The sequence below is a fragment of the Neorhizobium sp. BT27B genome, from assembly GCF_050455485.1.
Taxonomy (GTDB): Bacteria; Pseudomonadota; Alphaproteobacteria; order Rhizobiales; family Rhizobiaceae; genus Neorhizobium.
Window position 1 is genome coordinate 199568 of sequence record NZ_JBCIYT010000008.1, and the last position, 23540, is coordinate 223107.

Sequence of the window (23540 nt, forward strand, 5' to 3'; positions counted from 1 at the left end):
TAGACTGATGGGAGGTCATGCAGGGAGCAACGATGAAGTGATGACCGATGGAAGTTTTCGGTCCGCGGTGCCGACAATTTCGGATGTTTTTTGAGTTTTTCCGAAGATGCACGAAAGTGTCGCAAGCACTTGTATGACCGCTACCGAGTCGCATCTGTAGAAGATTGTTTGTGCGTCCCGCCTGGTCTGTATCAGGCTCGCACCCTTGAGCTTCCCGAGGTGTTGCGAAAGGGCCAATTGGCTGAGCTCCGTCATGACGGCAAGCGAGCCGACTGAAACCTCCTCCTTGCTCAGGATATTGAGTATCAGCATCCGCTTGTGGTTGGCCATGGCGGACAGCAGTTCGGCCGCCTTCGCCAGGAAGGTCTCCGAGTGTATGGTTGTCGGCATTGGTAGCTCCGGGCGCACAACATCCTCCCCATCATGGGACAGGCACGTCTGCGGGATATACGAAAGCGCGATCGGGAACCGCTGTTCCCAAGGATGGCCGCAGCGGGGCGGCAAGGCGTGCACAGTCTCACCTATCGTGAGCATATGCAACAAAAGTGTTTTAGGCTTCTCGTCAGGCTTGGACGTCCCACTTCGCAGTGTCGATGAAAGCCTCAGTTTTTGGACCAGCGTGGGAAGCCGGTGCTCGTATCTTCGAGAAGTTCGGTGATGGGCTGAGTAGCCGACTCTCGTCGAACGCTCAGCGATTCAAAGTGATAGTTGCGGTGGATGCCGCACCTGTTTCGTCTCACGTTGCTGGAGGCGACGCTTTGCCGAGCCTCACAGACGGCTCGCGGCTCCACTTTGCGCAGGATATCGCCCACATCGCCGGCATTGCGGCCGTCCCCACCATTCTCGATGTCGTCCTTCGTATGACGGGTATGGGCTTCGCTGCCGTGTCTCGAGTGACTGACGATCGCTGGATCACCTGCCATTCACTCGACCATGTCGGGTTCGGACCTAAGGCCGGCGACGAGCTTGCGGTTCAAAGTACGCTATGCGACGAGATCCGCGGACATCGCCAGCCCATCGTGTTCGACGACGCGGCCGAGGAGCCACTCTACCGCGACCATCACACGCCACGTATCTATGGTCTGCCCAGCTACATCTCCATTCCGATCATTCTTCCCAACGGCGAGTTCTTCGGGACACTCTGCGCGATTGATCCTCAACCAGCCAGGGTGAATAATCCGCAGACGATCGGTTCGTTCAAGCTCTTCGCCGAACTCATCGCCCATCATCTTTACGCCGATGCTCAATTGCCGGCAACGCGGGACTTCCTGGACAAGGAGAAGGACCTGTCGGAGCTGCGCGAGCAGATCATCTCCGTGCTCGGCCATGATCTGCGCTATCCGATCGCCGCCGTCGATGCCGGCACCTCGCGCCTGCTGAAGGAAGGGTGGACAGCCCGCAGCCCACTCGTTCTGAAATTAATGAAGTCCAGTATCTCCCGGATGGCCGGCCTCGTCGACAACGTCATGGATCTCGCTTGGGCGCGCATGGGAGGTCGCATCGCTCTTGAGCTCGCAGAAGACGATCTTATGACGACATTGAACAATGTCGTGGAAGAGCTGAAGCTGGCCCATCCCGACCGCAAGGTCTCAGTCGGCGTCACGCTGCCGGTGACGGTTCAAGTCGATCGTCTCCGGCTGGCTCAGTCGTGCGAACGCATTCACGCACGGCGTCGTGACGCAGCCGGTCCGCATATCGGCTGGAGCGGCAAACGGACATATCGAGATCTGCGTCAACAATGGCGGCAACCCGATCCCCGATGCAAGAGCCTTTGCTACCAGTAATCCTTTGAGAAAGCATTGTCTTGCAGCGCTTGAACTTGCCAGACTGCGCGCGAACGAGATCGTGGTGCGTTATATAAATTCGGCATTGGGCGCGATCGGCAATCCGCCCGCCGCAGTTGGGTAAAGCCGAGACCTTGAAAATCTCTGGTGCGGAGAGTTGCAGAATACTCGGCACCAGCCGCTATTCACGTAACGAACACCCGCAACGTACTTTTGAGAACTCCGATGCCGGTGACCATCAGGCCGAGGTGCTGAATGGCGAATTGGCCGTATGTCGCCATGGCCCGCCAAGATACTCCCACAGATCAAGTCCGGTGATGTTGATCAGGTGAGGTTGGTGTTTTTGGTCCAAAGTCCGGTACAGTTCGTCTGCCTCTGCCTTAGAGGACTTGTTTTGAACCGTTATATGCGGCCGCCATGGCTGCATGTCCTGAGGGCCGAGCCAAGAGAGAAATCCGGCCTTCAATTCTGCACGAATTTCGAGCAGGGCCGGGCTTGTAATGGAAAAGGCTACACCCGCACCGAGATGCCTCAAACCGCTGACATCGGCGGCGATCACCTCTGTGGCTTGGGCGTTGAGATGAAGCTGCTCTTCAATCCGCGCGCGGTATTCACCCGGCAACCGATGAAACATCGTCAGATGAGCATGGAGGAAATTTCGGTCTGGTGGAAAATGCGTTTTCCGCAGGCGTTCGAAAGGTTCAAGGTCCTTCTTTGCGATCCGGGCCGTGAGAATGAGCGGTTGACGTGTCTTCAATTGCAATCCTCGGTCAGAAGATGAGCGCAGACTGCCCTATTTGGGAAGCAACGCAAACCACATGGCGTAAGGTGAGTTTTTGACGAGATGTCGGTTGAAGTCAGGCTCGCCGTCGTTTCACCAGACAGGGCAACGCTCGCCGAGCGCTAACTTGGCGTCATCCACTCGTCGGCGCGCGTCTGTCTGCGCGGCATGGTTCCCCTTCGCGGCTCGCACATCCCGCATTGCAGACGTCAAGTCTTTTACCAGTCGCTGTCTGGTTTGTTCGTCCAGAGCGGGATTGCTTTTGCGCCAAAGGCGGCCGCGCACGACAAAATATGTGCTGTCGGGCGTGTCAGGGTATCTGTCAGCAGCTTTCGTCATCACAGCAACGAGTCCTGCGCGGGTTCATTGGTCCCGTTCTCCTTGACATAACCGCGTTTCGACAACTCACCTTGGGCGCTGAAGCGAATATCGATATCTCTGTCGCCACGAAATTCCTGAAGGGCGGCCAGACTGAGCTGAGCCCAGCTCTTGCCTTGATCCGGCCCCGACGGAACGCGCGGAAGAAGGCCGGGTTCATTGCTCCAATTCAGAAGCTCTTCAATGGATGCAGCGTTCAACATGTCCCGCAGGTGATGGGCGGTAACATAGGCGTCCGGCATGGCGCGGTGAGCGGGAAGGCCGATATCGTGGATCAGCCCTTCCGGCTTGCGCTGATAGCGAAGCATCTGGTTGGAGAAACGGGGCAGATCGGGCCAGACCCGCAGCGCACATTTCCAGGTGCATATCCAGGAAGCCCCACCGGCCAGCCGCGGATTGCAGTATCTCTGCTCAAACGCGGCTCGGTGTGCGGCCAGCGCCTGAACGCCGCCTTCCGGCTTCAAGATGGTGGGCGCCACCTGTTTCCAATAGGGGGCGTTGCGGACATCTTCGTCGCGGATGTGATGGATCGCCATCGTTTCGGCAGATATCGCACGACCGGGATTGACGAAACGTGCCCCTCGCTCGTCGCCGACCACCCATCCACCGTCGTCGATGCGGATGACGTCCTGCCAGCCGATCTCGCAGACGTTCTCTGGTCTATTTCCGGCTGTCTCGAGATCTATGACACGAATACGGCTTGCCGACATGGTTGCTGCTCTCCCGCTGTTTGCCCGATCGTAATCGGGATGAGGCAGCACAGGTTCCCTTTTAAAATTGACTGCGCGCACACGGGAAGCAGTTTCAGGAACTTCTGAGAAGCTGTCGCATTGGCGCTTCAGATAAAAGACAAACCGATGAACCTCACGCGTCCTATCGCCCGGTACACGCTCGAAAAGCTGCAGGAAAGACACGCGCTGAGTATGCCGCAAGCCGTCAATGTCATGGAGAAGTTCGGAGCGGAGAAGGGTCGGATTGACCGGTTCATGCGCCATTGCGATCGACATCGGGGCGGTAAAAGGTGGCGGAATAAATCCAAAGCCTGATGTTTTGTGGACCGCGTCGAACGCAACTGGAAGCAGGTCACGGGCTGGCCGAGTTCAAAGTCAAGGGAACAGTGGAGCAAGCTCACTGATGACGGCCTTGAGGACATTGATGGCAAACGCGACCAGCCAGACGGAAAAATCGGGCACCTTCACGATTACCAGAAGGATCAGATCGCCAAAGGGCATCGACGATCGGAAGGCCGTCAGACTTGGTAAACCATGTTCGTCAAACACCGCTTCGGCGAGGCTTTTTTCTGGAACGCATTTCCTGCCTGTTCGTTCTAGACGGCCATCATCCTCAAGGAAACGTAATCCGAATGTCTGCAATTTTATGGGATAAGCCCGTCAGCGCGAATGGGCTCCTGTTTTTTGGTCCTCTTGAAGCACTGGTATTTCTCAAAACCACCTTGTCGGAACGCGCCGACCTTCACTATCGGCTGGCATGCTCGATGATGAACGATGCCGTGAACGGTCGTGCCTCCCCTGACGAGGCACGCGAAATTTTTGAAGCTGTTGTTGCTGAGACGTGCGACGAACACCGCGGCGAGGTGCTTCTGGCCTGCTGAAAAATTGGCGTTGCGAACAGGCGACCCAGTCAATTCTCTTTGCATTTTTTCAAGGAACCAAAGTGGGACGCGTTCGTTTTCAACCGCCACGAAAATTCGTGATTACAATGGCATACGAGGAAACACGCATGAAAACGATTATCGCCGCAGCACTGACTTTCGCCGTCATGGGTGCCTCTGCATACGCGCAGCAGCCTGCGGCCTCGGCAGCATCTGGCGCCGACGCGACGATTGTCGGCCCGGGTATTACGATGGGCAAGGCAGCCGCCATGCCGCTCAAGTATGTCGAGATCAAAGATACCGATCTTGTGACGTCAAAGCTCGTCGGTATCAACATCTATAACAAGGCCAACGAAGAGATCGGCGAGATTTCTGACGTTGTTGTCGGCAATGGCAAGTCGGTCATTGGCATCATCGCCAGCGTCGGTGGCTTCCTCGGGTTGGGCAGCAGCTACGTTGTGATCGATCCGGCCTCTCTGGCAATCGCCGACGATAACGGCACTTGGAAGGCCTATGTCGACACGAACAAGGAAGATCTGTCGGCCGCACCGAAGTTCGATTACGACAAGATGAAGAAGTAAGATCATCAACCTTGTCTTTGCCGGCTACCACGGATGGACTGGGGCGGGCTGAGACATGCGAAAGGGCCGGGCGAGAGATCGTCGCGGCCCTTATCCTTTGAGGAAATACCATCGGCGGCGGTCGTGGCGGTTTTCTTGGTGTTTGGTCGCCGCGGACAAGTAAAGGTGCCCGCCTGGCATTTCGCTGCCCGCAGCGAGAAATCAGAAAAATCGCTGCGTTCACCATCTCCTTCATGTCTGATTGGTACGCTGCGAACCACCGCGACTGGGCGATGTTGGTGTCGAAAACGGAGCGTGAGACGCGGCCGCTTTGCAGTTTTGGCTTTGCAGTCTTGAAAGAGAGGCAAGCGATAAGGTTATAGCATCAGGGGAGGATTGTTTGCCGCGACGAACTCTCGTTATTGGTCGCGGCAGACCTCATTCACAACGTCGCCAGCGCCCTGTTGTCGATCTTTCCAGCGTAGTTCCTGCGCATCTCGACTTTCTGTTCGAGCGCGATGATGACGTCGACGGAAAGATCCACGCCGTGCAGTTCGGCAATATCCGGCAGTCCGCCCGGAGTGAACACGTTGATCTCGAGGATCTTGTCGCCAACAATGTCCAGCCCGACCAGGAACATGCCGTCGCCAATCAGCTTGGGGCGGACCGTTTCCGCAACCTCGAGAATTTTGGGAGTGATTTCGGCCGGAGCTGCGGTGCCCGCTACGTGCATGTTTGAACGAACCTCACCCTTTGCCGGAACGCGACGCAGGGCAGCGTAGGCGCCGTCTCGTTGCAGAGGGCGCCCGTTCATCAGAAACAGCCTTATGTCACCTGCCGTCGCATCCGGAAGGTAGCCCTGAGCAATCAGATATCCCTCGCCGCTGACGGCCTCGAAAATCTGGTTCAGATTGGCTTCCTTGCTTGAAGCGATCTTGAAGACGTTCTTACCCCCAGAACCCTGAAGAGGTTTCAGAATGGCGCCCTGTTTCTGCTCGTCGATGAATGCCCTGATCTCCTCGATGCTTTTGGAGATCAGGGTTTTCGGCCGGACCTTTTCCGGGAAATCCTGAAAATAAAGTTTGTTTTGCGCGCGGGCGAGACCATCGGGATCATTGACGGTCAGGACACCCCGATCGGCTGCGAGCCGGCCGAACAGGATGCCGGCATGGGCTGCCCAAGGGCGCTCATCGGCATCCTGCGAGGGATCGTTGCGCAGGAATAACACGTCGATCTCTTCCACCGGGATCGTCTCGACCTTTGCCTGATCGCTTTGGAGCGCGGCAATGAACGCATCTGCATTTTTAGCCTTCGCACCTTTGACCGCCGTGGCTCGAACCATCAGGCTGTCATCCGGGCGCAGGATAAAATCGCCGGGGGTTAGGTAGCAGACCTCATGACCACGGGCGAGGGCAGACAATGCCAGCGCAGTCGTGGTGAAGAATCCGGCCTCATCGGTAATCGAATTCACGAAAAAAGCGATGCGCATCACGTCTCCAGTTCCTGTATCATGTCGATTGGGCGCATACCCGCCTTGGCCACAGCCAGCCGGGAGCGTCCGTGTTCTGTTTCGAGAAAAAGCGGGCGAACCGCTGGCAGTCGCAGCAGCCCGCGTTCGGCCAGTTCTTGCATGACGGTGAAGTGCGATGCGGCGATCTTGCCCATCCAGAAGGGTTCCAGCGCGCCGCCGGCCCTTAGGTGGTCGAGCAAGGCGAGCAGCCCGCGGAGGTAGATCGCGTCCTTGGCAAGGCCACCGCCCCGATAAAGCCTCAGCACGAGGTTGAAGGCGGCGGGTGATGAAAATCCGTACTTGTCCTTCATTGTCGAATAGGTCTGCGAAAATGTCGCGCCGTCCAGCATGGAAGCGCACCCGACGACACGCGCGGCGATCAGTCTCAAGCGAGCAGGTGTCATGCCTCCCGATAAGTATTCTGCGAAGACCGCCAGTCCCTCTTGCATGCCCTCGTAACCAGCAAGTCCGGTGCGAAAAAGCCGCAGGCCCTGCGCGGATCCGTTAAAATAGGTGAGCAGGTGAACGCCAACCTCATGCGACAGCAAAGGATCGACTCGTCGCTTGTCCATCAGGGTTGCACGCGAGATCAGGAGCCTGTTTCCCGAAACCATCAGGCCTGAGGGCAGGTCATCGCGCAGTTCGACGGAAACATCGAAGTCGTTGAGTTGCTCTTGATAGGCAGAGACCATCTCCAGCGCTCTGGATTCGACGTAACCACTATCGGCGATCGCGCCATCCTTGCTTCCGTCATCGCCGCCATCAACTTCGATATCGGCGAGATGCGCAAGGATGATCCTGGCTTCGTTGAGAAGCGATGGCTCTACCGGCCCGTAGAGCGCCCGCCCAAATTCGATGAACCGCGGCTTCTGGCGGGAGGCCAGAAGGGACAGTTGCAGGTCGAGTTCCTGCTGCTTCTCGCGATAGAGCTGGTAAAGAACGGGGTCTTCGAGATGATCGAAGGAAATCGAATAAAGCTTCCGTTTCGCGGCTTCGATCTGGAGTGTCAGCGGGCGATAGAGAAAGGCGGGGCGCTCACCACTCGCCTTGAATGTCTCGTACGCAGCTTCTGCGTTGATCGGCGTGACGGCAAGCAGGAAATCAAATGCCGAGGCGACCTCGTCGATGCTTCGATCGACGCGCGTGACGGCATCGACAAAGGCTTTCCGGCCTAACGCCCTGTGGGTCTTGGGTTGGAGAATTTTTTCCGATTCCACGAAGGATGCCATCGCCCTCAGGCCGGCATCAAAAAGCATTGCGACAAGCTGTTCGCGCAGCTCCGGGAAAATGTCCTGCGTGCCAACTTGTCGGTAAACGGGTGCAAACCGGACGGCCATCGTGGAGAGATGTAATACGCGGCCCAGTGCTACGTCGTCACGGGATGGAGGCGTTCTCACGCGTTCAACCTTCGGTGTCCGAAACCGGGCCTCACTGTGGCTGATCGCTGCGGAAAAGCATTCTGCGGCCTGCACCATATCATCGCTCGACCAGATTGCGATTTCGAACGGTGGCAGGAAGGGCGCGTCTTTGGTCAGGAAGCGATCCTGCGTCAGCTCGCCGATATCGAAAACCACAAATGAACCAAAGCGTTCGCGCATGGCGCCGGCAACGGCATCAATCACCACAAGAGCCGCGGCAGCATGGGGCGCAATCAGATAGGATGCGTTTGCCTGGGCGATGTCACGCGCAACCGGCTCAGCGCCGTCCTCGGCAATGTGGACGCAGATGAATGGTAGCGGTCGGTCGATATGAAGTCGACCGCCCCCCGGCAGGTCTCGCCGGACCGATTTGGCCTCTTCAAGGCAGGAAATGATCTCGTCCAGCCATCCGTTATCGGCATAGGCGTTTGCGACCGGAGCACCGCTCATGACCGCGCTTCCAGCGTTTTTTCGAGAATGGGGACAGCAGTCGCGATTGCGTTACGAAGTCGGTCGAGAGTTTCGACATCGGGTTTGCCTGTCCACTCATCCATGAAAAATTTCTTGAACTCGACCGCAATGGCACAACCAGTTTTCTTGAAATGCTCGTGTACGAACCGCGTCTGTTCACCCTTGCCCTGGAACGCTACATTTTCTCTCACATCAAGCGGACGGCCGTTGACCTGAAACGAGCTAAGATGAGCGATCAGTGCATCGACGATTGGCCGCCAGCGCTCCTGATCCATGGAGAAGGTGCCGATATTGACGTCAGGAGCGGACGCCTGTTGCGTCGGTGCCGCGTCTGGACCATCACGACGATGATTGTAGCTGTGTATGTCCAGGAGGACGAAGCGGCCAAACTCTTGCTCAAGGCTCCGGAGCGTCGTGTGAAGCGTCTCATAGTACGCATCGTGGATTCGCAACGATGCGTCCAGGATTGCAGGTGGCAGAATCCCTGACCAGACCTTCAGCCCCCACGCCTGTTCGGGGGACAGGTAGATCGCACCCTTGCGGTCACGGTTGAGATCCACTTCGAACCGGGAACGATGAAAGACGATGCGGTTGTCCACGTCGCGGATCATATAGGCGGTATATGGATCCTCTTCTCGCAGTCTTTCGTCAGAGGTCAGCGCATACTGATCTGCCAGATCGGTGCGGACGCAATGCCCTTCGTGAATGGCTGTGGCAATAACAGGTGATGAGCCTCGCTCGATGCTCCAAAGGGCGCGCGTTTCGTGTAGAAGTGGGTCTCGAAGTGCAAGAGCCCGTTGCCCCGGTCCGGTCTCCGGGGAACATTCGGCTGCGTGTTTCGATCCGGCGGCGTCTGTCATGCATATTTCTCCCGTGTGGCTGACAACGCACGGGGGCTCTCTTTGTTACGAATGACGCTCGGTTTTTCCATATTTAACCGGTTCGTTCGCCAACAGGCGGTGGCGATGTCGTGAGTTGCAATGTCGTTGGCGGCTGCGGATAACAGCAGCGAAAGCCATGTTCTCGATGCGGCCACGGGCAAGTCCGGCAGCGGTGGTTGTATTTCTCACGCACGATGCAGCCGGCAAAATGATAAAGGTTGGTGCACGGGACCGGAAACACTGTTCATCACGGGGTGCCGAGCAGAATGGCGCGAACCGGCAACTTGTAATATTCATGACTTCTAATAGGTTAATGCGAGCTTGACTACAAAATCGCTCCAGGCGTGACATCTGTCTCGGCTGATCTATTTCGGTAACCATGAACAAACATGATGGTTGGCTCAAGGTTGCAGGCGATGCGTGCAGCTTCATGCGCATGTATGCGCTCGCACTGGAAATCTCGACTGAGGCTAAAGAACAGCACGTTCGCCGAGCCTCGAAAGATGTCGTTTCCGTACTCGAAGGCGTTATCGACAGGCCCATTGCTGATGCCAGAAAACTAAAGGAAGCACGGCGGCTATTCACGGTGATGATCGCACATCTCTGCGATCAGAATGAATGGACAAAGCCGCCAACGCGGACCAGCTTTACACTCAAGATGTCGATGAGATCTCGCTGACGCCGCCGGTATCTAAAAAAGAAACGTTGGGGGCCGTCGTTAACAGCCGCGCCGGCAAACCCAAAACCAGCTGCATTTGAAAGGCTGGCTTACCGACGTCGCCGATGGAAAAGTGGAGCTGAGATGTGCCTAAACCTCAAGTCAAGCGGGTATCGTCGACCGGTTGACTGCGTAGCGCACGCGCTGCCGATCATAAACGCCGGCGATTGCTCATATCTGACGGGTCCAACCCGGTCAGAGCGTCCCCATGAATACAAGACGTTGTTCACGATCATTTCCTATTGGGCCGACATCGATCCAATGATCCGCTTTGCGAAGGGGGATCCAGTCGGTGCATCATCTGCCGCGTGATGCGAAATTGCTGATCGAGTTGCCGGAGCCTATCAAGATTCACCGGATACTGGTCGATTTTCAGAATCTTCGCTGATTGAGCTTTTCGGGGATCATAGCTCCTGGTGGCTACGGTGCCTGAGCAAATGAGGGTGCCGGCTGGAGCCGTGCCTATTGTCAAAGGCGACCAGACCCGAGGCCCGATCGCCTCTTTCGTCAAGAAAACGAAACAGTGAGGCTGATCGGCACGGCCGCCAATGCCTTTGAAACAGGACATCCGGCCTTCGCTTTTTCCGCCAGTTCCTTGAAGTTCGCCTCATCTGTGCCAGGAACAGTGCCTGTGAGATCAAGCTTGATCGCTGTAATACCGAAGCCGTCTCCGACCTTGTCGAGCGTCACCGTCGCCTTGGTATCGAGTGCGGTCGCCGTAAACCCGGCTTCACCGAGAATTTTCGACAGGGCCATGGTAAAGCAGGCAGCGTGTGCTGCGCCGATCAACTCTTCCGGGTTGCTGCCCGGCACGCCTTCAAAACGGGTATTGAAACCGTAAGGCTGTGCCTTCAGCGCGCCGCTCTCGGTCGAGATTTCGCCCTTGCCGTCCTTGATGCCGCCAACCCAGTGTGCAGAACCGCTTTTATTGATCGCCATGATCTTCTCCTCGTTTGTCGGTTGAGATGGTTCAACGGAACAGGGCGAGGGATCGTTCCTCATCCCTTGATGTTCTTCACGCGATATCAGCGGCGGCCAGAGCTGAAGCGTCATTTATGAATGAGACGCATAGGGCCTTGCCGACATCCGTGCCTAATCGTTTCGGAACGAGGCCCTAGCTTGAACCGTATTGGTTGATGCGAGACGCGCGCGATGCTGCGCGGTCGGCGCTCTGATACAGAGGTGAACATGACTAACCCGGTTCAAATGGAACTTTCACGCCGAGACCTGCTTATCTCGTCAGCCGCGACGATTGCGGCGAGCGGAACCGTCGCCAGTCCCATAGCGGCGCAATCGATGGGGAACGACATGGATTACAGAACCAGTACAAATTACAAAACCCAGGTGTCATTTACGGTGAATGGCGAGAAGCAGCAGTTGAACGTCGATAACCGCACGACGCTTCTCGATGCGCTGCGCGAACATCTTCATCTGACTGGGACCAAGAAGGGCTGCGACCACGGACAGTGCGGTGCCTGTACCGTTCTCATCGATGGCAGACGCATCAATGCCTGTCTGACGCTTGCCGTCATGCATGAAGGCGACAATGTGACGACGATCGAAGGACTGGGCGCGCCGGGCGATCTTCACCCGATGCAGGCGGCATTTGTCAAACATGACGGGTTTCAGTGCGGTTATTGTACGCCCGGCCAGATCTGTTCCGCCGTGGCGGCGCTGGAAGAGATCAAAACCAATATCCCCAGCCACGCCACAACCGATTTGATGCAGCAGGCGGAAATTTCGGACGCAGAAATTCGCGAACGGATGAGCGGAAATCTCTGTCGATGCGGGGCGTACTCCAACATCCTCGACGCCATTGTCGAGGTTGCGGAGGCACGCCCATGAAATCCTTCACCTATGAACGCGCCTCGACAGCAGAGGCAGCAGCGCAGGCCGCCGCCAAAAATTCCGGCGCCAAATTTATCGCCGGCGGCACCAATCTTCTCGATTTGATGAAGCTGGAGATCGAGACGCCGCAGCATCTCATCGATGTCAACGGCATCGGGCTCGACAGGATCGAGGCGACACCTGAGGGCGGGCTGCGGATCGGCGCGCTGGTGCGCAATACCGATCTGGCCGCAAATGAAACCGTCCGGCGGGATTACGGGCTTCTGTCGCGCGCGCTGGTGGCCGGCGCTTCCGGCCAGCTTCGCAACAAGGCAACCACCGCCGGAAATCTGCTGCAACGGACGCGATGTCCTTATTTCTACGACCCGAACCAGCCCTGCAACAAAAGGCAGGCAGGGTCGGGTTGTTCGGCCATTGGCGGTGTGACACGCCAGCTTGGGGTGATCGGCACGAGCGATGCCTGTATCGCCACGCATCCGAGCGACATGGCGGTCGCCATGCGGGCGCTCGATGCCGAGGTCGAAACGGTGAAAAGCGACGGTTCGACGCGATCGATACCGATTGCCAATTTTCACCGCCTGCCGGGTGACACGCCGCATGTCGAGACGGTACTTGAAGACGGTGAGTTCATCACGGCCGTCGTGTTGCCGAAACCAGTTGGCGGCAAGCACATATATCGAAAGGTGCGCGACCGGGCATCCTATGCGTTCGCGCTGGTTTCCATTGCGGCCGTAATACAGGCTGATGGGAGAGGGCGTGTCGCCGTGGGTGGCGTGGCGCCAAGGCCATGGCGCGTTGAGGAGGCAGATGCTGAACTGACGAAAGGTGCAAGAGCAACATCCGGCATTCTGCTCGATGGAGCACGTCCCACCGACGATAACCGGTTCAAGATCGATCTGGTCGAGCGCACGCTCGGTGCCGTGATCGCAGAAGCAAAGGGGTAAGGCCATGCAGTTCGACACACCGGCAACGACCAATCCGATCGACCGGATGAAGGTCGTGGGCAAACCGATCCACCGCATCGACGGACAGCTGAAGACGACCGGCCGCGCCAAATATGCCTATGAGTGGCATGACGCCGATATCGCATATGCATACGGTTACCCCGTCGGCTCCGCCATCGCCAAGGGCCGCATCACCTCGATGGATACTTCGGCCGCCAAGGCTGCTCCTGGCGTTCTGGCGGTCGTGACAACACTTGACGTCGGGGATCTGAAGAAGGGGCAGTTCAATACTGCAAACCTTTTTGGCGGATCACAGATCCAGCATTATCATCAGGCGGTCGCCGTCGTTGTTGCCGAAACGTTCGAGCAGGCCCGTTCCGCTGCGTCTCTGATCAAGGTCGATTACGCGGAAGAAAAAGGCTTTTTCGATCTGGAGGTCGCGGCAGAAAAGGCTGTGAAACCGGATGAATCGCAAGAACCGGACAGTGCTGTCGGTGATTTCGATGCCGCTTTCCGCACCGCACCGGTGACACTCGATGCGCGATATGCGACCCCGGATCAGTCGCATGCGATGATGGAACCGCACGCGTCGATCGCTGCCTGGAATGGTGACGAGGTGACCTTGTGGACATCGAGCCAGATGATCGACTGGTGGCGCGGCGATTTCGCACAGACGCTCGGCATCGAGAAGGACAAGGTGCATCTGATGTCGCCCTTCATCGGTGGAGGGTTCGGTGGAAAGCTGTTTTTGCGTGTCGATGCGGTTCTGGCTGCCTTCGGAGCCAAGGCCTGCGGGCGTCCCGTCAAGGTCGCGCTGCCGCGTCCGTTCATTGCAAACAATACGACGCATCGCCCGGCGACGCTGCAGCGCATCCGTATCGGCGCGCAGCGGGATGGAAAGATCACCGCCATCGGCCACGAAAGCTGGTCGGGCAATCTGCCGGACGGATCACTGGAAACCGCCGTCATGCAGACCCGGCTTCTTTATGCCGGGGAAAACCGTATGACCGCGATGCGGCTTGCCGCGCTTGATCTGCCGGAAGGCAATGCCATGCGTGCGCCGGGCGAAGCGCCCGGCCTGATGGCGCTCGAAATCGCCATCGACGAGATGGCGGAGAAACTCGGGATCGACCCAATCGAATTCCGCATCATCAACGATACGCAGGTTGATCCGGAAAATCCCGAGCGGCCATTTTCCCACCGCGATCTGATCGGTTGTCTCAAGCTGGGTGCTGAACGTTTCGGGTGGGATTCCCGCAAGGCGCCGGCCACGCGTCGCGAAGGAAACTGGATGATCGGCCTTGGTGTGGCAGCAGCGTTCCGCAACAATCTCGTCCTGCCATCCGGTGCGCGTGTGCGGCTTGGCAGCGACGGGATCGTCACCGTCGAAACCGACATGACCGATATCGGCACGGGCAGCTATACGATCATTGCCCAGACTGCCGCCGAAATGATGGGCGTTGATGTCGACAGAGTGGCCGTGCAGCTCGGGGATTCGCGTTTCCCCGTCTCCGCCGGCTCCGGCGGACAGTTCGGTGCCAACTCCTCGACGTCCGGTGTTTACGCCGCCTGCATCAAGCTGCGGGAAGCGGTTGCCCGAAAACTCGGCTTCAATTCCGCCGACGTGATTTTCGAAGACGGCAACGTCCGTTCCGGCAACAGGACTGTGCCACTGGCGGAAGCCGCAGGCGTGGACGGTCTGGTCGGCGAGGACACGATGACCTGGGGCGATCTGACCGAGACCCATCAGCAATCGACCTTTGGCGGGCATTTTGTCGAGGTCGGCGTCGATGTCGTGACAGGCGAAACCCGTATCTTCCGCATGCTGGCTGTCTGTGCGGCTGGTCGTATCCTTAACCCGATCACGGCGCGCAGCCAGATGATCGGGGCAATGACGATGGGGGTGGGCGGTGCGCTGTTGGAAGAGCTCTCGGTCGATACCCGTCGTGGCTTTTTCGTCAATCATGATCTCGCCGGTTACGAAATTCCGGTCCACGCCGATATCCCGCATCAGGAGGTCATTTTCCTGGATGAGACCGATCCCTATTCCTCGCCGATGAAGGCAAAGGGTGTGGGCGAACTTGGTCTGTGTGGCGTGGCCGCCGCGATTGCCAACGCGATCTACAATGCCACGGGTGTGCGGGTGCGGGATTATCCGATCACGCTCGATAAGCTGATCGGAGGACTACCGGATGTTGCTTGAAGACGCCATGGCGGCAGAACCTCCATCACAATTCGCCGACGACAGCGAGAGCAGACCGACACCTTTTCGGGTGGATGTTGGCGACCAACCTGTCGACATCCTCCAGTTTGCTCTCGACGCTTTTGAAACGGGTGGTGTTGCGCTGGCGACGCTGGTGGACATTCGCGGAGGCGCGGCGAGGGCGCTTGGCTCACATGTCGCCATCGCCGCCGATGGTCGTTTCTGTGGCTATGTGTCGGGCGGCTGTGTGGAGACAGCCGTGGCGTCGGAAGCGCTGGTCGCGATTGCCGAAGCCAATGATCGCAGTGTCACCTATGGTGACGGCTCGCCCTTCTTCGATATAGTGCTGCCTTGTGGTGGTGGAATAACGGTTGCGATCCATGTGCTGCGGGATGCCGGACCACTGCGCGACGTTCTCGACCGGGTGGCCGACAGAGCGCCGGCGGCGCTGCGATATTCGCCCGAAAGCCAATCACTCGAACTTTCGGAATGCCTTCTACGCACCTGTTGGCAAGGTGCCGAATTTGTTACGCTTTACTGCCCGGTGACGCGCGTCGTCATTTCCGGAATGAGTATGGAAGCCGAGGCGGTTGCCCGGCTCGCCACGACGTCTCGCTGGGATGTGGTCTTGCCGAATGGCTTTGAAGGTGACCTCGCCAGCATGATGGATGCATTCACGGCCGTCGTGCTGTTGCACCATGATCTCGATGCCGAGGAGCGTGTTCTGGACGTCGCCACGGCATCATCGGCCTTCTATGTCGGGGCTTTGGGAAGTACCCGTACGCACCGGCAGCGCTCGGAGCGGATGCAGAGGCGAGGATTTTCTCGGCAGGACATTGATCGGATCAAGGCGCCGATCGGCATGTTTGGGCCGACACGAGACGCCACGACGCTGGCACTATCGGTGGTCGCGGATATTGCCGCAAGTCGGTTAGCTACCTATGGATGAGATTCCGCAGACGGCCGGGAAGCTCGAAAGCAGCAGATCTCCATCTGTCAGCATTGTCATGCTCGCGGCTGGCCAGTCGAGCCGTATGAAAGAGCAGGGGCACAAGCTTCTGGCACGCTTTGATGGTGTACCGTTTCTCAGGAAATCGGTCCTGTCTGCCATCGGAAGCGATAGCCAGTCCGTCGTGGTCGTCATCGGTGAGCAACACAGTGTGTTGCGGGAAACCATCGCAGATCTGGATATGCGTGTGGTCGAAAATCTCGGATCCGCCTCCGGCCTAGCATCCTCTATTCGTGTTGGGGTGATGGCCGCTGAGCCGGATAAACCGGATGGCGTGTTGATCGCGCTTGCTGACATGCCGGCGATAGAAACCGTACGACTGGATCGGCTTATAGCGGCCTTTCGCGAGCATCAGGGCGAACGTGTCATACGTGCCACGGCGAATGGCAGACCGGGCAATCCGGTGATTTTCCCCTCTTCTTGGTTTGAACGTCTGAAAGGCCTTGCCGGCGACGTCGGAGCGCGCGCACTTCTGAAGGATAACGCCGCCGCCATTGTCGATGTCGAAATCGGTGAGGCAGCGTTTGCTGATGTCGACACACCGGAAGAGCTGATTGCGGCGGGCGGGGTACCTTTTACCGGCAATGCGCAGGGAACTGTTTGTTCAACTGAGAGTTAAGCACCGAATGAACATGTGCGAAACCGACATTCGCGCACCGGCAGGGGTGCTGACATAGATGATGGATGAGCGATTGACCGACCGCTGTCGGCCAACCCGAAACAAACGATTTCCGGTACCGCTCTGTCCGCTCGCACTCGTCCTTTCCGCCTGTCTCATCAGTTCCTGCTCCGGCAGCCATTCCACGCTCGATCCTGCCGGGCCGGAAGCGGCAAAAGTCGCCCAGTTATTCTACGTCATGCTGGCCGGCGGCGCGGTGATCTGGATAGGTCTCGTGGCTGCGTTGATTTATGCGGCGCGCAAGAAGCATGCACATAGCGAGGAGAGTGCCGGTCGCGTCATCCTCTGGGGCGGAGCCGTCATTCCAACCGTCATTCTGTGCGTGCTTCTTTCCTATGGGATGTGGCTGATGCCGGCGATCCGGCCCTGGGTGCCGGATGACCAGCAGGTTCGCCGCATCGAGGTAACCGGCGAACAGTTCTGGTGGCGGGTGCGCTATCTGGATGAAGCAGGCAGGGTGATGTTCGAGACGGCCAACGAGGTGCGCATCCCGGTCGGCGAACCGGCGCATTTTTCGCTCAAGGCCGCAGACGTTATCCATTCCTTCTGGGTGCCGTCACTCGGCGGCAAGATGGACATGATTCCCGGTCGCACCAATCCGCTGACCTTGACGGCCGATAAGGAAGGGACCTATCGCGGTGTCTGTGCCGAATTCTGCGGAGAATCCCATGCACTGATGGCTTTCACCGTGCGCGCTGTCGCACCCGAGGAGCATGAGGCGTGGCTTGCCGAGCGCCGGGATTCCGCTCCGCAGGATGCCGAAGGGCTCGCCGTCTTTCTCAATAACGGCTGCGGCGCCTGCCATGCAATTTCCGGCACGGCGGCCAATGGCCGTATCGGCCCGGACCTGACGGCCTTTGGCGCGCGCGACACGCTGGCGGCCGGAACATTGCCGCATACCGCTGAAGATATTGCGCGCTTCATTGCCGATCCGGGCGAGATCAAGCCGGGTGTGAAGATGCCGCGTTTCGGCATGCTGCCTGAAGACGACATCGAGAAAATTGCAGCCTTCCTGAAGGAGCTCAGGTGATGGTGGAGCTCGGCAATTTTTCGCCCGAAGAGCGGGCAGCGCAGGAAGAGCGGTTGCGCAAGGTGTGGAAGACACCGGGCGGCTGGCGTTACTGGACCTCGGTCAACAATAGCGAGATCGGCCTCTGGTACGGCGTCACAGCCTTTGCCTTCATGTTGTTTGCAGGGGCGCTGGCGCTTCTCATGCGCGCCCAGCTCGCCACACCCAACAATGATCTCGTCTCTGCCGAACTCTACAATCAGGCCTTTACCCTGCATGGCACGGTGATGATGTTCCTGTTTGCCGTGCCGATCTTCGAGGCCGTGGCAATCTTCCTGCTGCCCTCCATGCTGGGCGCACGAGAACTGCCGTTTCCGCGACTGTCGGCCTTCGGCTTCTGGAGCTTTCTGCTCGGCGGCATCTTTGTCTGCGGCTCGATCTTTTTCAACGCCGCACCCAATGCCGGCTGGTTCATGTATCCGCCTTTGGCAACGGACAAGGAATATGCCGGCATCGGTGCGGATATATGGCTGCTCGGCCTGTCTTTCATCGAAGTGGCGTCGATCGCGGCGGCTGTCGAAATCATCGTCGGTATCATGAAGTGCCGCGCTCCCGGAATGCGCATCAACATGATGCCGATGTTCGCCTGGTATCTCCTGATCGTCGCGGGGATGATCCTGTTCGCCTTCCCGCCGCTGATCGCCGGCGACATCCTGTTCGAGATGGAGCGGATGTTTGACTGGCCGTTCTTCGACGTCACGCGTGGCGGTGACCCATTGCTCTGGCAACACCTTTTCTGGATCTTTGGCCACCCGGAAGTCTACATCATCTTCCTGCCCGCCATCGCGCTGATGGCGATGATCGTGCCGACCTTTTCGCAACGGCCCATCGTCGGTTATTCGTGGATCGTGCTGGCGGCCGTCGGAACGGGATTTCTCAGTTTTGGCCTGTGGGTGCATCACATGTTCACCACCGGCCTGCCGCAAATTTCGCTCGCCTTTTTCTCCGCTGCATCGGAAGCGGTGGCAATCCCGACGGGGGTGCAGATTTTTGTGTTCATCGCCACAATGCTGGCTGGTAGGGTGATTTTTTCATTGCCGATGCTGTTCGGTGCCGGGGGGTTGGCAATCTTCATCATTGGAGGTTTGACCGGCGTCATGGTGGCGCTGGCACCTTTCGACTGGCAGGCGCATGACACCTATTTCATCGTCGCCCACCTGCATTATGTGCTGATCGGTGGCATGTTTTTCCCGATCGTCGCCGGTATCTATTATTATTTCCCCTTCGTAACAGGAAAGAAACTCTCGGATGCATGGGGTAAGGTGGCCTTCTGGCTGATGTTTGTCGGCTTCAATGTTGCTTTCTTCCCGATGCATTTTTCCGGGCTTCGCGGCATGCCGCGGCGGGTTTTTACCTACCCGGAGCACTTTGGCTGGGATCTGTTCAATCTCCTGTCTACGATCGGCGCGTTCATCTTTGCTGCCGGGGTTTTGACGTTCGTCATCGATATTTTCCGCCCGAAACCCGAACCGGAGACGCGCAATCTCAACCCCTGGAATGCCGGCACGCTGGAATGGACCAATGATCCGTCCGAGGATTGGGGCATGCGCTCGGTGCCGATCATCACCAGTCGTTATCCACTCTGGGAACAGGAAAACCTGCAGGCCGATATCGAGGCCGGTCGCTATTACCTGCCGGATGCTAAGTCCGGCAAACGCGAGACGCTGGTGACCTCCGTTCTCGATGCCGAACCGATCCAGTGCCTGCGTGTCGGCGGCGTCTCCTACGTGCCGATGATTTCAGCGCTGGCGCTCGGTGGTGTGTTTATTGCGCTCACCTATCACTGGTGGATCCCGACGATCCTCTGCGCCGTCATCACATTCATCGCCATCCTCTGGTGGCTGTGGACGGGCACCGCGCAGATCCCGGAGACGGAAGAGGTCGATGTTGGCCTTGGAAAGACGCTGCCGGTCTATGTGTCCGGTCCGGCCTCGGTGGGCTGGTGGGCGATGTTCATCACCATGGTCGGCGATGGCACCGCCTTTGCCAGCCTGATCTTCGGTTATTTCTTCTACTGGACGGTGCATGACGATTTTACAGCCGGTGCCACCGGGCCGGGTGCGTTCTGGCCGATGGTCGCCCTTGTTCTGTTCGTCACCGCATGGCTTTTGACCATTGCGGCGCGGGCACTTAACGAGAAGGGGCCGGCTGGCTGCCGCATCGCGCTTGGCGCCGGTATACTCGTCACCATCGCCGCCTGCCTCGCAGGGCTTGCAGGGCCATATGTCCATGGCATGGATCCGACCTCAAACGTCTATCCCGCCACGGTCTGGGTGATCGCCCTCTGGACGGTCGTTCATGGCGCGGTGGGCATCGTCATGCAGGCCTACAGTCTTGCCCGCAGTTTTGCCGGTCGCATGACGGCTGAGTATGATCAGGATATCCGCAACGTCACGCTTTACTGGCATTTCATGGCTTTTACCGCTGTCGTCACCTTCGCAGTCCTCGGCCTTTTCCCGATGGTGAGCACATGAAGAGCTTTATCCCACGCGAGGTGGAGAGCCTCTGGACCCTATTCACCGCTCCAACCGTCTGGGCAATCCATTTCGTCGGCTGCTATGCGGCCGTCGCCATTTATTGCGCCAAGGCCGCCACACTCGATTTCAGCTTCGACACGGTACGGCTGGCACTCGGCGGCTTCACGATCGTGGCACTCGCGGTCATCGTGCTGTCGGCTTACCTCGCATGGCGGCAGTGGGGTTTTGGCGTGCATGACCCGCCACATGACGAGCCGACCAGAAAGGGCCGTACCCTGTTTCAGGGCTACGCAACGCTGCTTCTCTCCGGCCTCAGCCTCATCGCTGTCGTCTACGCGGCGATACCGCTGATCTTCATCGCGGAGTGCCAGCGATGAAGCGTGCGACATCTTTCGCGGGTCTTATCCTGCTCCTGATCTTGTGGGGCGTAGTGCTTCCCTTCGCAGACCGGTCTTCCTTCACCATCCACATGATCGTCCATATGGGCGTCGTCGCCTGTGCCGCGCCCTTGCTTGCCGTCGGCCTGTCGGGTTCGCGTTTCGATTTTCCGGCAAGGTGGCCCTGGTTCTCGCCGATTATGGCCTCTATTATCGAACTTGTTGCAGTCTGGGCATGGCATATCCCCGTATTACGAGAGCTGTCGGAAAATTCAGGTCCGGTGGCGGGGTTGGAGCAGATCACGTTCCTTCTCGCGGGTCTGATCCTCTGGCTGTCTTGTCTCGGAGGCCTTGGGGCGGGAAGAGATGCGCGGCGTCTGGCAGGTGCGGTCGGCCTGTTGTTCACCTCCATGCATATGACACTTCTCGGTGCGCTGCTCGCCTTGTCGCCGCGCGCACTCTACGGGCCCGCTGAGGTGACGTGTTTCGGCATTCCGCTCAGCCCGGTCGTCGATCAACAGGCCGGTGGTGTCATCATGCTGCTGGTGGGGGCGGCGGTATATCTTGCCGGTGGCGTCTCGTTACTGGCAACAACGCTTAATACCGGCGTTACCGCAGTTTCTGGAAGGAGAGGCGAATGACCATCCGCTGGAAGCACCTGATCGTGCTCGCCATCATCGCGCCGCTTCTTGGTCTCGCCTTCGGCTGGTCCGGGCTGATGAGCGTGCGCGCGTCCACTGGGCACTGGGCGATCACCGACTGGTTTCTGCATTGGGTGATGCGCAATTCCGTTTCCGTGCGTTCTGTCGCGACCGACAAGGCGCCACCGCTCACCGACCCCGCCCTGATACCGGCAGCCGCCGGTCATTTCGAGACCGGCTGTGCCATCTGTCACGGTTCGCCGGCCCAGCCACGCCCGGATTCGGTCCTTGCCATGCTGCCGCCGCCGCCGGACCTGAAGGCGGTCGTGCCGCAATGGTCGGATGGCGAACTTTTCGAAATCGTGAAGCATGGCGTGCGTTTCACCGGCATGCCGGCTTGGCCGACACAGTCACGTGACGACGAGATCTGGTCTATGGTCGCTTTCCTCAAAAAGCTGCCGGAAATAAATGCCGAGGACTATATCAAGGCGTCGGGCCTTCACGGAATGGGCCATGCAGGCGAGGTATCGCCTCTTCCGATCACCTGCGAAAGCTGCCACGCCGAGAGCAAGCTGAATGACGGGAGCTATATTCCAAGGCTTGCCGGCCAGTCGGAAACCTATCTTCTCAATGCCCTGAAAGCCTACACTGCCGAAGGGCGGCCAAGCGGCATCATGCAGGTGGCAGTCGGCACATTGCCTGCGGAGAGCCTGCCCGAACTTGCTGCCTATTACGCAGGGCAAACGCCGGCCGCTCGAGAAGCCGCGGCTCAGGATCCCGCGCTGATCGAAAAGGGTAAAATGCTGGCCGAGGTCGGGCGGGTTTCGGACAAGGTGCCGGCCTGCCTCAGTTGCCACGACAAGGCCGGCGCCAATCCGGTTTATCCAAAGCTGTCCGGCCAGAATTCCGCCTATCTGCGTCAGCAACTGGCGCTGTTTCAGGCCGGGACCCGAGGTGGATCATCCTATGGGCACCTGATGGTCGATGCGGCTAAGGGGTTGGCGCAGGATGATATCGATGCGCTATCGGCCTATTTCAGCCGGAGATAGGACCCGTCTCACCTAATTTCGGAATGGTATCGCGCGCTCGACGTCATGTTTTGTCGGTCCGCGTACGGTTCTGTATCGTGCCTCGATGAGATTATAGACACCGAATGCTGCCAGCCCGACGGCGATCACGACATAGATCACGGAACCGAACGGAAGCTCGCTCAACCAGTCGAGCGCGTCGGACATGTTGCCTGCCTCATTCGGATCGACCCGAATACCCGCATAGGCAAACAGGAGGCCGGTGACGGCAAACACCACGCCGCGCGAAACGAGGCCGTAGATGCAGATTGTCGTCAGAATGCCTTTTCGATCGGGAATGCGGACGTATTTTTCGAACTTGCGCATGACGCCCTTGGACAAAGTCACGACACCGCCGACAACAAAGCCAAGTCCGACAGTGATTGCCAGATAGGATCCAAATGGCTGCGTCATGATCCATTCCGCAAGGCCACGCTCACCTGAGCCCTCGCTGCCGCCGCCCATGTTCACCGCATGGCCGAGTGCATAGCCGGCCACACCAACATATGTCACAGCACTTCCCAGGAGAGCGGCGCGGATGAGGACGCCCTTCGCATCCGTGCCATGACCATCACTGTCGGCAAGAGCCTGAGCAAGGCGCCAAGCCACAAAACCAAACAGCCCTAGACCGATCAGACCCACCCAGATGCGGCCAAAGGGTTGGTCGAGAAGCGTTGAAATCGCCGACTTGGTCTCCGGTTTGCCGCCGGCCACACCGGAAAACAGGGCGAGGCCCGCAATCAGCAAAAACACGACGCCACGCGCGGTGTATCCGGCTTTGGCAAGCCATTCGAAACGAGGTTTTGTCGGCAATTTGATGCTCCGCAAATCTGGGATTTGCATGACAACGCGCCAGAGACCGGAAGGTTGTCTCAGCGGCGCCAGGACGCGTCGAAACAGGTCGGATTTGGGGCTATGGCAAGCCCCAGTCAGTCACCTTTCCGGCCGCCTTCCGGTTTTCCTGCTTCGGCGGAGGCGGCTCGTTATGAACGGTTGCATCTTCCGATCCAGTGATCACGGTTGGCTTTGCACTGTGGACACCGTCCGCTTTGCGGTCTGCCTGCGAGGGAGCGAACTGGCCCTTGGCGTCGTCTTTGGGGTTTCCCATGCGGA

General features: G+C 58.5%; 24 protein-coding genes. 14 read left to right on the forward strand and 10 right to left on the reverse strand.

Annotation, left to right across the window (positions count from 1 at the left end; genetic code table 11):
- Positions 1 to 15: 15 nt before the first annotated feature.
- Complete coding sequence (locus AAIH70_RS21555; protein WP_430035530.1) at positions 16 to 390, reverse strand: ArsR/SmtB family transcription factor; 375 nt, start codon at positions 388 to 390, stop codon at positions 16 to 18.
- A gap of 203 nt (positions 391 to 593) precedes the next feature.
- On the opposite strand from AAIH70_RS21555, the gene AAIH70_RS21560 reads away from it, so the two are divergent.
- Positions 594 to 1784: a GAF domain-containing sensor histidine kinase gene (locus AAIH70_RS21560; RefSeq protein ID WP_430035532.1), complete on the forward strand. Its 1191-nt coding sequence runs from the start codon at positions 594 to 596 to the stop codon at positions 1782 to 1784.
- A gap of 238 nt (positions 1785 to 2022) precedes the next feature.
- Here AAIH70_RS21560 and AAIH70_RS21565 read toward each other — a convergent pair whose 3' ends face one another.
- The 3 genes from AAIH70_RS21565 to AAIH70_RS21575 form a co-directional block, all read right to left on the reverse strand.
- On the reverse strand, positions 2023 to 2541 hold the full coding sequence (locus AAIH70_RS21565; protein ID WP_132277880.1) for a 2'-5' RNA ligase family protein: 519 nt from the start codon (positions 2539 to 2541) through the stop codon (positions 2023 to 2025).
- Positions 2542 to 2903: 362 nt separating this feature from the next.
- Positions 2904 to 3938 carry a 3'-5' exonuclease gene (locus AAIH70_RS21570; RefSeq protein ID WP_430035534.1) on the reverse strand — a complete coding sequence of 345 codons (1035 nt, stop codon included), beginning with the start codon at positions 3936 to 3938 and terminating at the stop codon, positions 2904 to 2906.
- Between the two features lie 111 nt (positions 3939 to 4049).
- Positions 4050 to 4316: a hypothetical protein gene (locus AAIH70_RS21575; protein WP_430035536.1), complete on the reverse strand. Its 267-nt coding sequence runs from the start codon at positions 4314 to 4316 to the stop codon at positions 4050 to 4052.
- On the opposite strand from AAIH70_RS21575, the gene AAIH70_RS21580 reads away from it, so the two are divergent.
- Entirely contained in the window at positions 4307 to 4555 is a 249-nt protein-coding gene (locus AAIH70_RS21580) for a DUF982 domain-containing protein (protein ID WP_207908289.1), read from the forward strand. The genes AAIH70_RS21575 and AAIH70_RS21580 overlap by 10 nt on opposite strands.
- Before the next feature lie 128 nt (positions 4556 to 4683).
- The gene (locus AAIH70_RS21585; protein WP_132277888.1) at positions 4684 to 5136 is read left to right on the forward strand and encodes a PRC-barrel domain-containing protein; all 453 of its coding nucleotides are present in this window, start codon (positions 4684 to 4686) and stop codon (positions 5134 to 5136) included.
- 421 nt (positions 5137 to 5557) lie between these two features.
- Here the strand turns inward: AAIH70_RS21585 and AAIH70_RS21590 are convergent, their stop codons facing one another.
- Genes AAIH70_RS21590 through AAIH70_RS21600 form a run of 3 tightly spaced genes read right to left on the reverse strand, consistent with a single transcriptional unit; the run spans position 5558 to position 9374 of the window.
- The gene (locus tag AAIH70_RS21590; RefSeq protein WP_132277890.1) at positions 5558 to 6604 is read right to left on the reverse strand and encodes a glutathione synthase; all 1047 of its coding nucleotides are present in this window, start codon (positions 6602 to 6604) and stop codon (positions 5558 to 5560) included.
- Positions 6604 to 8493: a flavohemoglobin expression-modulating QEGLA motif protein gene (locus tag AAIH70_RS21595; RefSeq protein WP_430035539.1), complete on the reverse strand. Its 1890-nt coding sequence runs from the start codon at positions 8491 to 8493 to the stop codon at positions 6604 to 6606. Before AAIH70_RS21595 ends, AAIH70_RS21590 begins: the two co-directional genes overlap by 1 nt.
- Positions 8490 to 9374 (reverse strand): N-formylglutamate amidohydrolase, encoded by an 885-nt coding sequence (locus tag AAIH70_RS21600; protein WP_132277894.1) that lies wholly within the window; start codon positions 9372 to 9374, stop codon positions 8490 to 8492. The genes AAIH70_RS21595 and AAIH70_RS21600 overlap by 4 nt, the downstream gene beginning before the upstream one ends.
- A gap of 400 nt (positions 9375 to 9774) precedes the next feature.
- Between AAIH70_RS21600 and AAIH70_RS21605 the strand changes: the two genes are divergently transcribed.
- On the forward strand, positions 9775 to 10074 hold the full coding sequence (locus AAIH70_RS21605) for a hypothetical protein (RefSeq protein ID WP_430035542.1): 300 nt from the start codon (positions 9775 to 9777) through the stop codon (positions 10072 to 10074).
- 546 nt (positions 10075 to 10620) lie between these two features.
- Here the strand turns inward: AAIH70_RS21605 and AAIH70_RS21610 are convergent.
- Complete coding sequence (locus AAIH70_RS21610; RefSeq protein WP_132277898.1) at positions 10621 to 11052, reverse strand: OsmC family protein; 432 nt, start codon at positions 11050 to 11052, stop codon at positions 10621 to 10623.
- A 249-nt stretch (positions 11053 to 11301) separates the two neighbouring features.
- Here AAIH70_RS21610 and paoA point away from each other — a divergent pair, with 249 nt between their 5' ends.
- The 10 genes from paoA to AAIH70_RS21660 all read left to right on the forward strand — a co-directional run bounded on the left by paoA (position 11302) and on the right by AAIH70_RS21660 (position 22409).
- Positions 11302 to 11958 carry an aldehyde dehydrogenase iron-sulfur subunit PaoA gene (gene paoA / locus AAIH70_RS21615; protein ID WP_132278057.1) on the forward strand — a complete coding sequence of 219 codons (657 nt, stop codon included), beginning with the start codon at positions 11302 to 11304 and terminating at the stop codon, positions 11956 to 11958.
- Positions 11955 to 12905, forward strand: coding sequence for an FAD binding domain-containing protein (locus AAIH70_RS21620; RefSeq protein WP_430035544.1), 951 nt, complete (start codon positions 11955 to 11957; stop codon positions 12903 to 12905). Before paoA ends, AAIH70_RS21620 begins: the two co-directional genes overlap by 4 nt.
- A gap of 4 nt (positions 12906 to 12909) precedes the next feature.
- Positions 12910 to 15108 carry an aldehyde oxidoreductase molybdenum-binding subunit PaoC gene (gene paoC, locus AAIH70_RS21625; protein ID WP_132277902.1) on the forward strand — a complete coding sequence of 733 codons (2199 nt, stop codon included), beginning with the start codon at positions 12910 to 12912 and terminating at the stop codon, positions 15106 to 15108.
- Between the two features lie 7 nt (positions 15109 to 15115).
- Complete coding sequence (locus tag AAIH70_RS21630; protein WP_132278059.1) at positions 15116 to 16057, forward strand: XdhC family protein; 942 nt, start codon at positions 15116 to 15118, stop codon at positions 16055 to 16057.
- A complete protein-coding gene (locus tag AAIH70_RS21635; protein ID WP_132277904.1) occupies positions 16050 to 16736 on the forward strand; it encodes a nucleotidyltransferase family protein in 687 nt (228 codons plus the stop codon). Before AAIH70_RS21630 ends, AAIH70_RS21635 begins: the two co-directional genes overlap by 8 nt.
- A gap of 73 nt (positions 16737 to 16809) precedes the next feature.
- Complete coding sequence (coxB, locus tag AAIH70_RS21640; protein WP_430035548.1) at positions 16810 to 17826, forward strand: cytochrome c oxidase subunit II; 1017 nt, start codon at positions 16810 to 16812, stop codon at positions 17824 to 17826.
- Positions 17826 to 20339 carry a cytochrome c oxidase subunit I gene (gene ctaD / locus AAIH70_RS21645; RefSeq protein ID WP_430035550.1) on the forward strand — a complete coding sequence of 838 codons (2514 nt, stop codon included), beginning with the start codon at positions 17826 to 17828 and terminating at the stop codon, positions 20337 to 20339. The genes coxB and ctaD overlap by 1 nt, the downstream gene beginning before the upstream one ends.
- Positions 20336 to 20719, forward strand: coding sequence for a hypothetical protein (locus AAIH70_RS21650; RefSeq protein WP_430035552.1), 384 nt, complete (start codon positions 20336 to 20338; stop codon positions 20717 to 20719). The genes ctaD and AAIH70_RS21650 overlap by 4 nt, the downstream gene beginning before the upstream one ends.
- On the forward strand, positions 20716 to 21360 hold the full coding sequence (locus tag AAIH70_RS21655) for a cytochrome c oxidase assembly protein (RefSeq protein ID WP_430035554.1): 645 nt from the start codon (positions 20716 to 20718) through the stop codon (positions 21358 to 21360). Before AAIH70_RS21650 ends, AAIH70_RS21655 begins: the two co-directional genes overlap by 4 nt.
- Positions 21357 to 22409: a c-type cytochrome gene (locus AAIH70_RS21660; RefSeq protein WP_430035556.1), complete on the forward strand. Its 1053-nt coding sequence runs from the start codon at positions 21357 to 21359 to the stop codon at positions 22407 to 22409. Before AAIH70_RS21655 ends, AAIH70_RS21660 begins: the two co-directional genes overlap by 4 nt.
- 12 nt (positions 22410 to 22421) lie before the next feature.
- On the opposite strand, the gene AAIH70_RS21665 is transcribed toward AAIH70_RS21660, so the two are convergent.
- Positions 22422 to 23240 carry a DUF1206 domain-containing protein gene (locus tag AAIH70_RS21665; protein WP_430035558.1) on the reverse strand — a complete coding sequence of 273 codons (819 nt, stop codon included), beginning with the start codon at positions 23238 to 23240 and terminating at the stop codon, positions 22422 to 22424.
- 100 nt (positions 23241 to 23340) lie between these two features.
- Positions 23341 to 23535, reverse strand: coding sequence for a hypothetical protein (locus AAIH70_RS21670; protein WP_132277918.1), 195 nt, complete (start codon positions 23533 to 23535; stop codon positions 23341 to 23343).
- Positions 23536 to 23540 lie beyond the last annotated feature (5 nt).

Bases quoted from the DNA above. Each gene is read 5' to 3' on its own strand.
- AAIH70_RS21555 (WP_430035530.1), bottom strand. From the start codon at position 390: ATGCCGACAACCATACACTCGGAGACCTTCCTGGCGAAGGCGGCCGAA.
- AAIH70_RS21560 (WP_430035532.1), top strand. From the start codon at position 594: ATGAAAGCCTCAGTTTTTGGACCAGCGTGGGAAGCCGGTGCTCGTATC.
- AAIH70_RS21570 (WP_430035534.1), bottom strand. From the start codon at position 3,938: ATGGCGCATGAACCGGTCAATCCGACCCTTCTCCGCTCCGAACTTCTC.
- AAIH70_RS21580 (WP_207908289.1), top strand. From the start codon at position 4,307: ATGTCTGCAATTTTATGGGATAAGCCCGTCAGCGCGAATGGGCTCCTG.
- AAIH70_RS21585 (WP_132277888.1), top strand. From the start codon at position 4,684: ATGAAAACGATTATCGCCGCAGCACTGACTTTCGCCGTCATGGGTGCC.
- AAIH70_RS21590 (WP_132277890.1), bottom strand. From the start codon at position 6,604: ATGCGCATCGCTTTTTTCGTGAATTCGATTACCGATGAGGCCGGATTC.
- AAIH70_RS21595 (WP_430035539.1), bottom strand. From the start codon at position 8,493: ATGAGCGGTGCTCCGGTCGCAAACGCCTATGCCGATAACGGATGGCTG.
- AAIH70_RS21600 (WP_132277894.1), bottom strand. From the start codon at position 9,374: ATGACAGACGCCGCCGGATCGAAACACGCAGCCGAATGTTCCCCGGAG.
- AAIH70_RS21605 (WP_430035542.1), top strand. From the start codon at position 9,775: ATGAACAAACATGATGGTTGGCTCAAGGTTGCAGGCGATGCGTGCAGC.
- AAIH70_RS21610 (WP_132277898.1), bottom strand. From the start codon at position 11,052: ATGGCGATCAATAAAAGCGGTTCTGCACACTGGGTTGGCGGCATCAAG.
- paoA (WP_132278057.1), top strand. From the start codon at position 11,302: ATGACTAACCCGGTTCAAATGGAACTTTCACGCCGAGACCTGCTTATC.
- AAIH70_RS21620 (WP_430035544.1), top strand. From the start codon at position 11,955: ATGAAATCCTTCACCTATGAACGCGCCTCGACAGCAGAGGCAGCAGCG.
- paoC (WP_132277902.1), top strand. From the start codon at position 12,910: ATGCAGTTCGACACACCGGCAACGACCAATCCGATCGACCGGATGAAG.
- AAIH70_RS21630 (WP_132278059.1), top strand. From the start codon at position 15,116: ATGGCGGCAGAACCTCCATCACAATTCGCCGACGACAGCGAGAGCAGA.
- AAIH70_RS21635 (WP_132277904.1), top strand. From the start codon at position 16,050: ATGGATGAGATTCCGCAGACGGCCGGGAAGCTCGAAAGCAGCAGATCT.
- ctaD (WP_430035550.1), top strand. From the start codon at position 17,826: ATGGTGGAGCTCGGCAATTTTTCGCCCGAAGAGCGGGCAGCGCAGGAA.
- AAIH70_RS21650 (WP_430035552.1), top strand. From the start codon at position 20,336: ATGAAGAGCTTTATCCCACGCGAGGTGGAGAGCCTCTGGACCCTATTC.
- AAIH70_RS21655 (WP_430035554.1), top strand. From the start codon at position 20,716: ATGAAGCGTGCGACATCTTTCGCGGGTCTTATCCTGCTCCTGATCTTG.
- AAIH70_RS21660 (WP_430035556.1), top strand. From the start codon at position 21,357: ATGACCATCCGCTGGAAGCACCTGATCGTGCTCGCCATCATCGCGCCG.
- AAIH70_RS21670 (WP_132277918.1), bottom strand. From the start codon at position 23,535: ATGGGAAACCCCAAAGACGACGCCAAGGGCCAGTTCGCTCCCTCGCAG.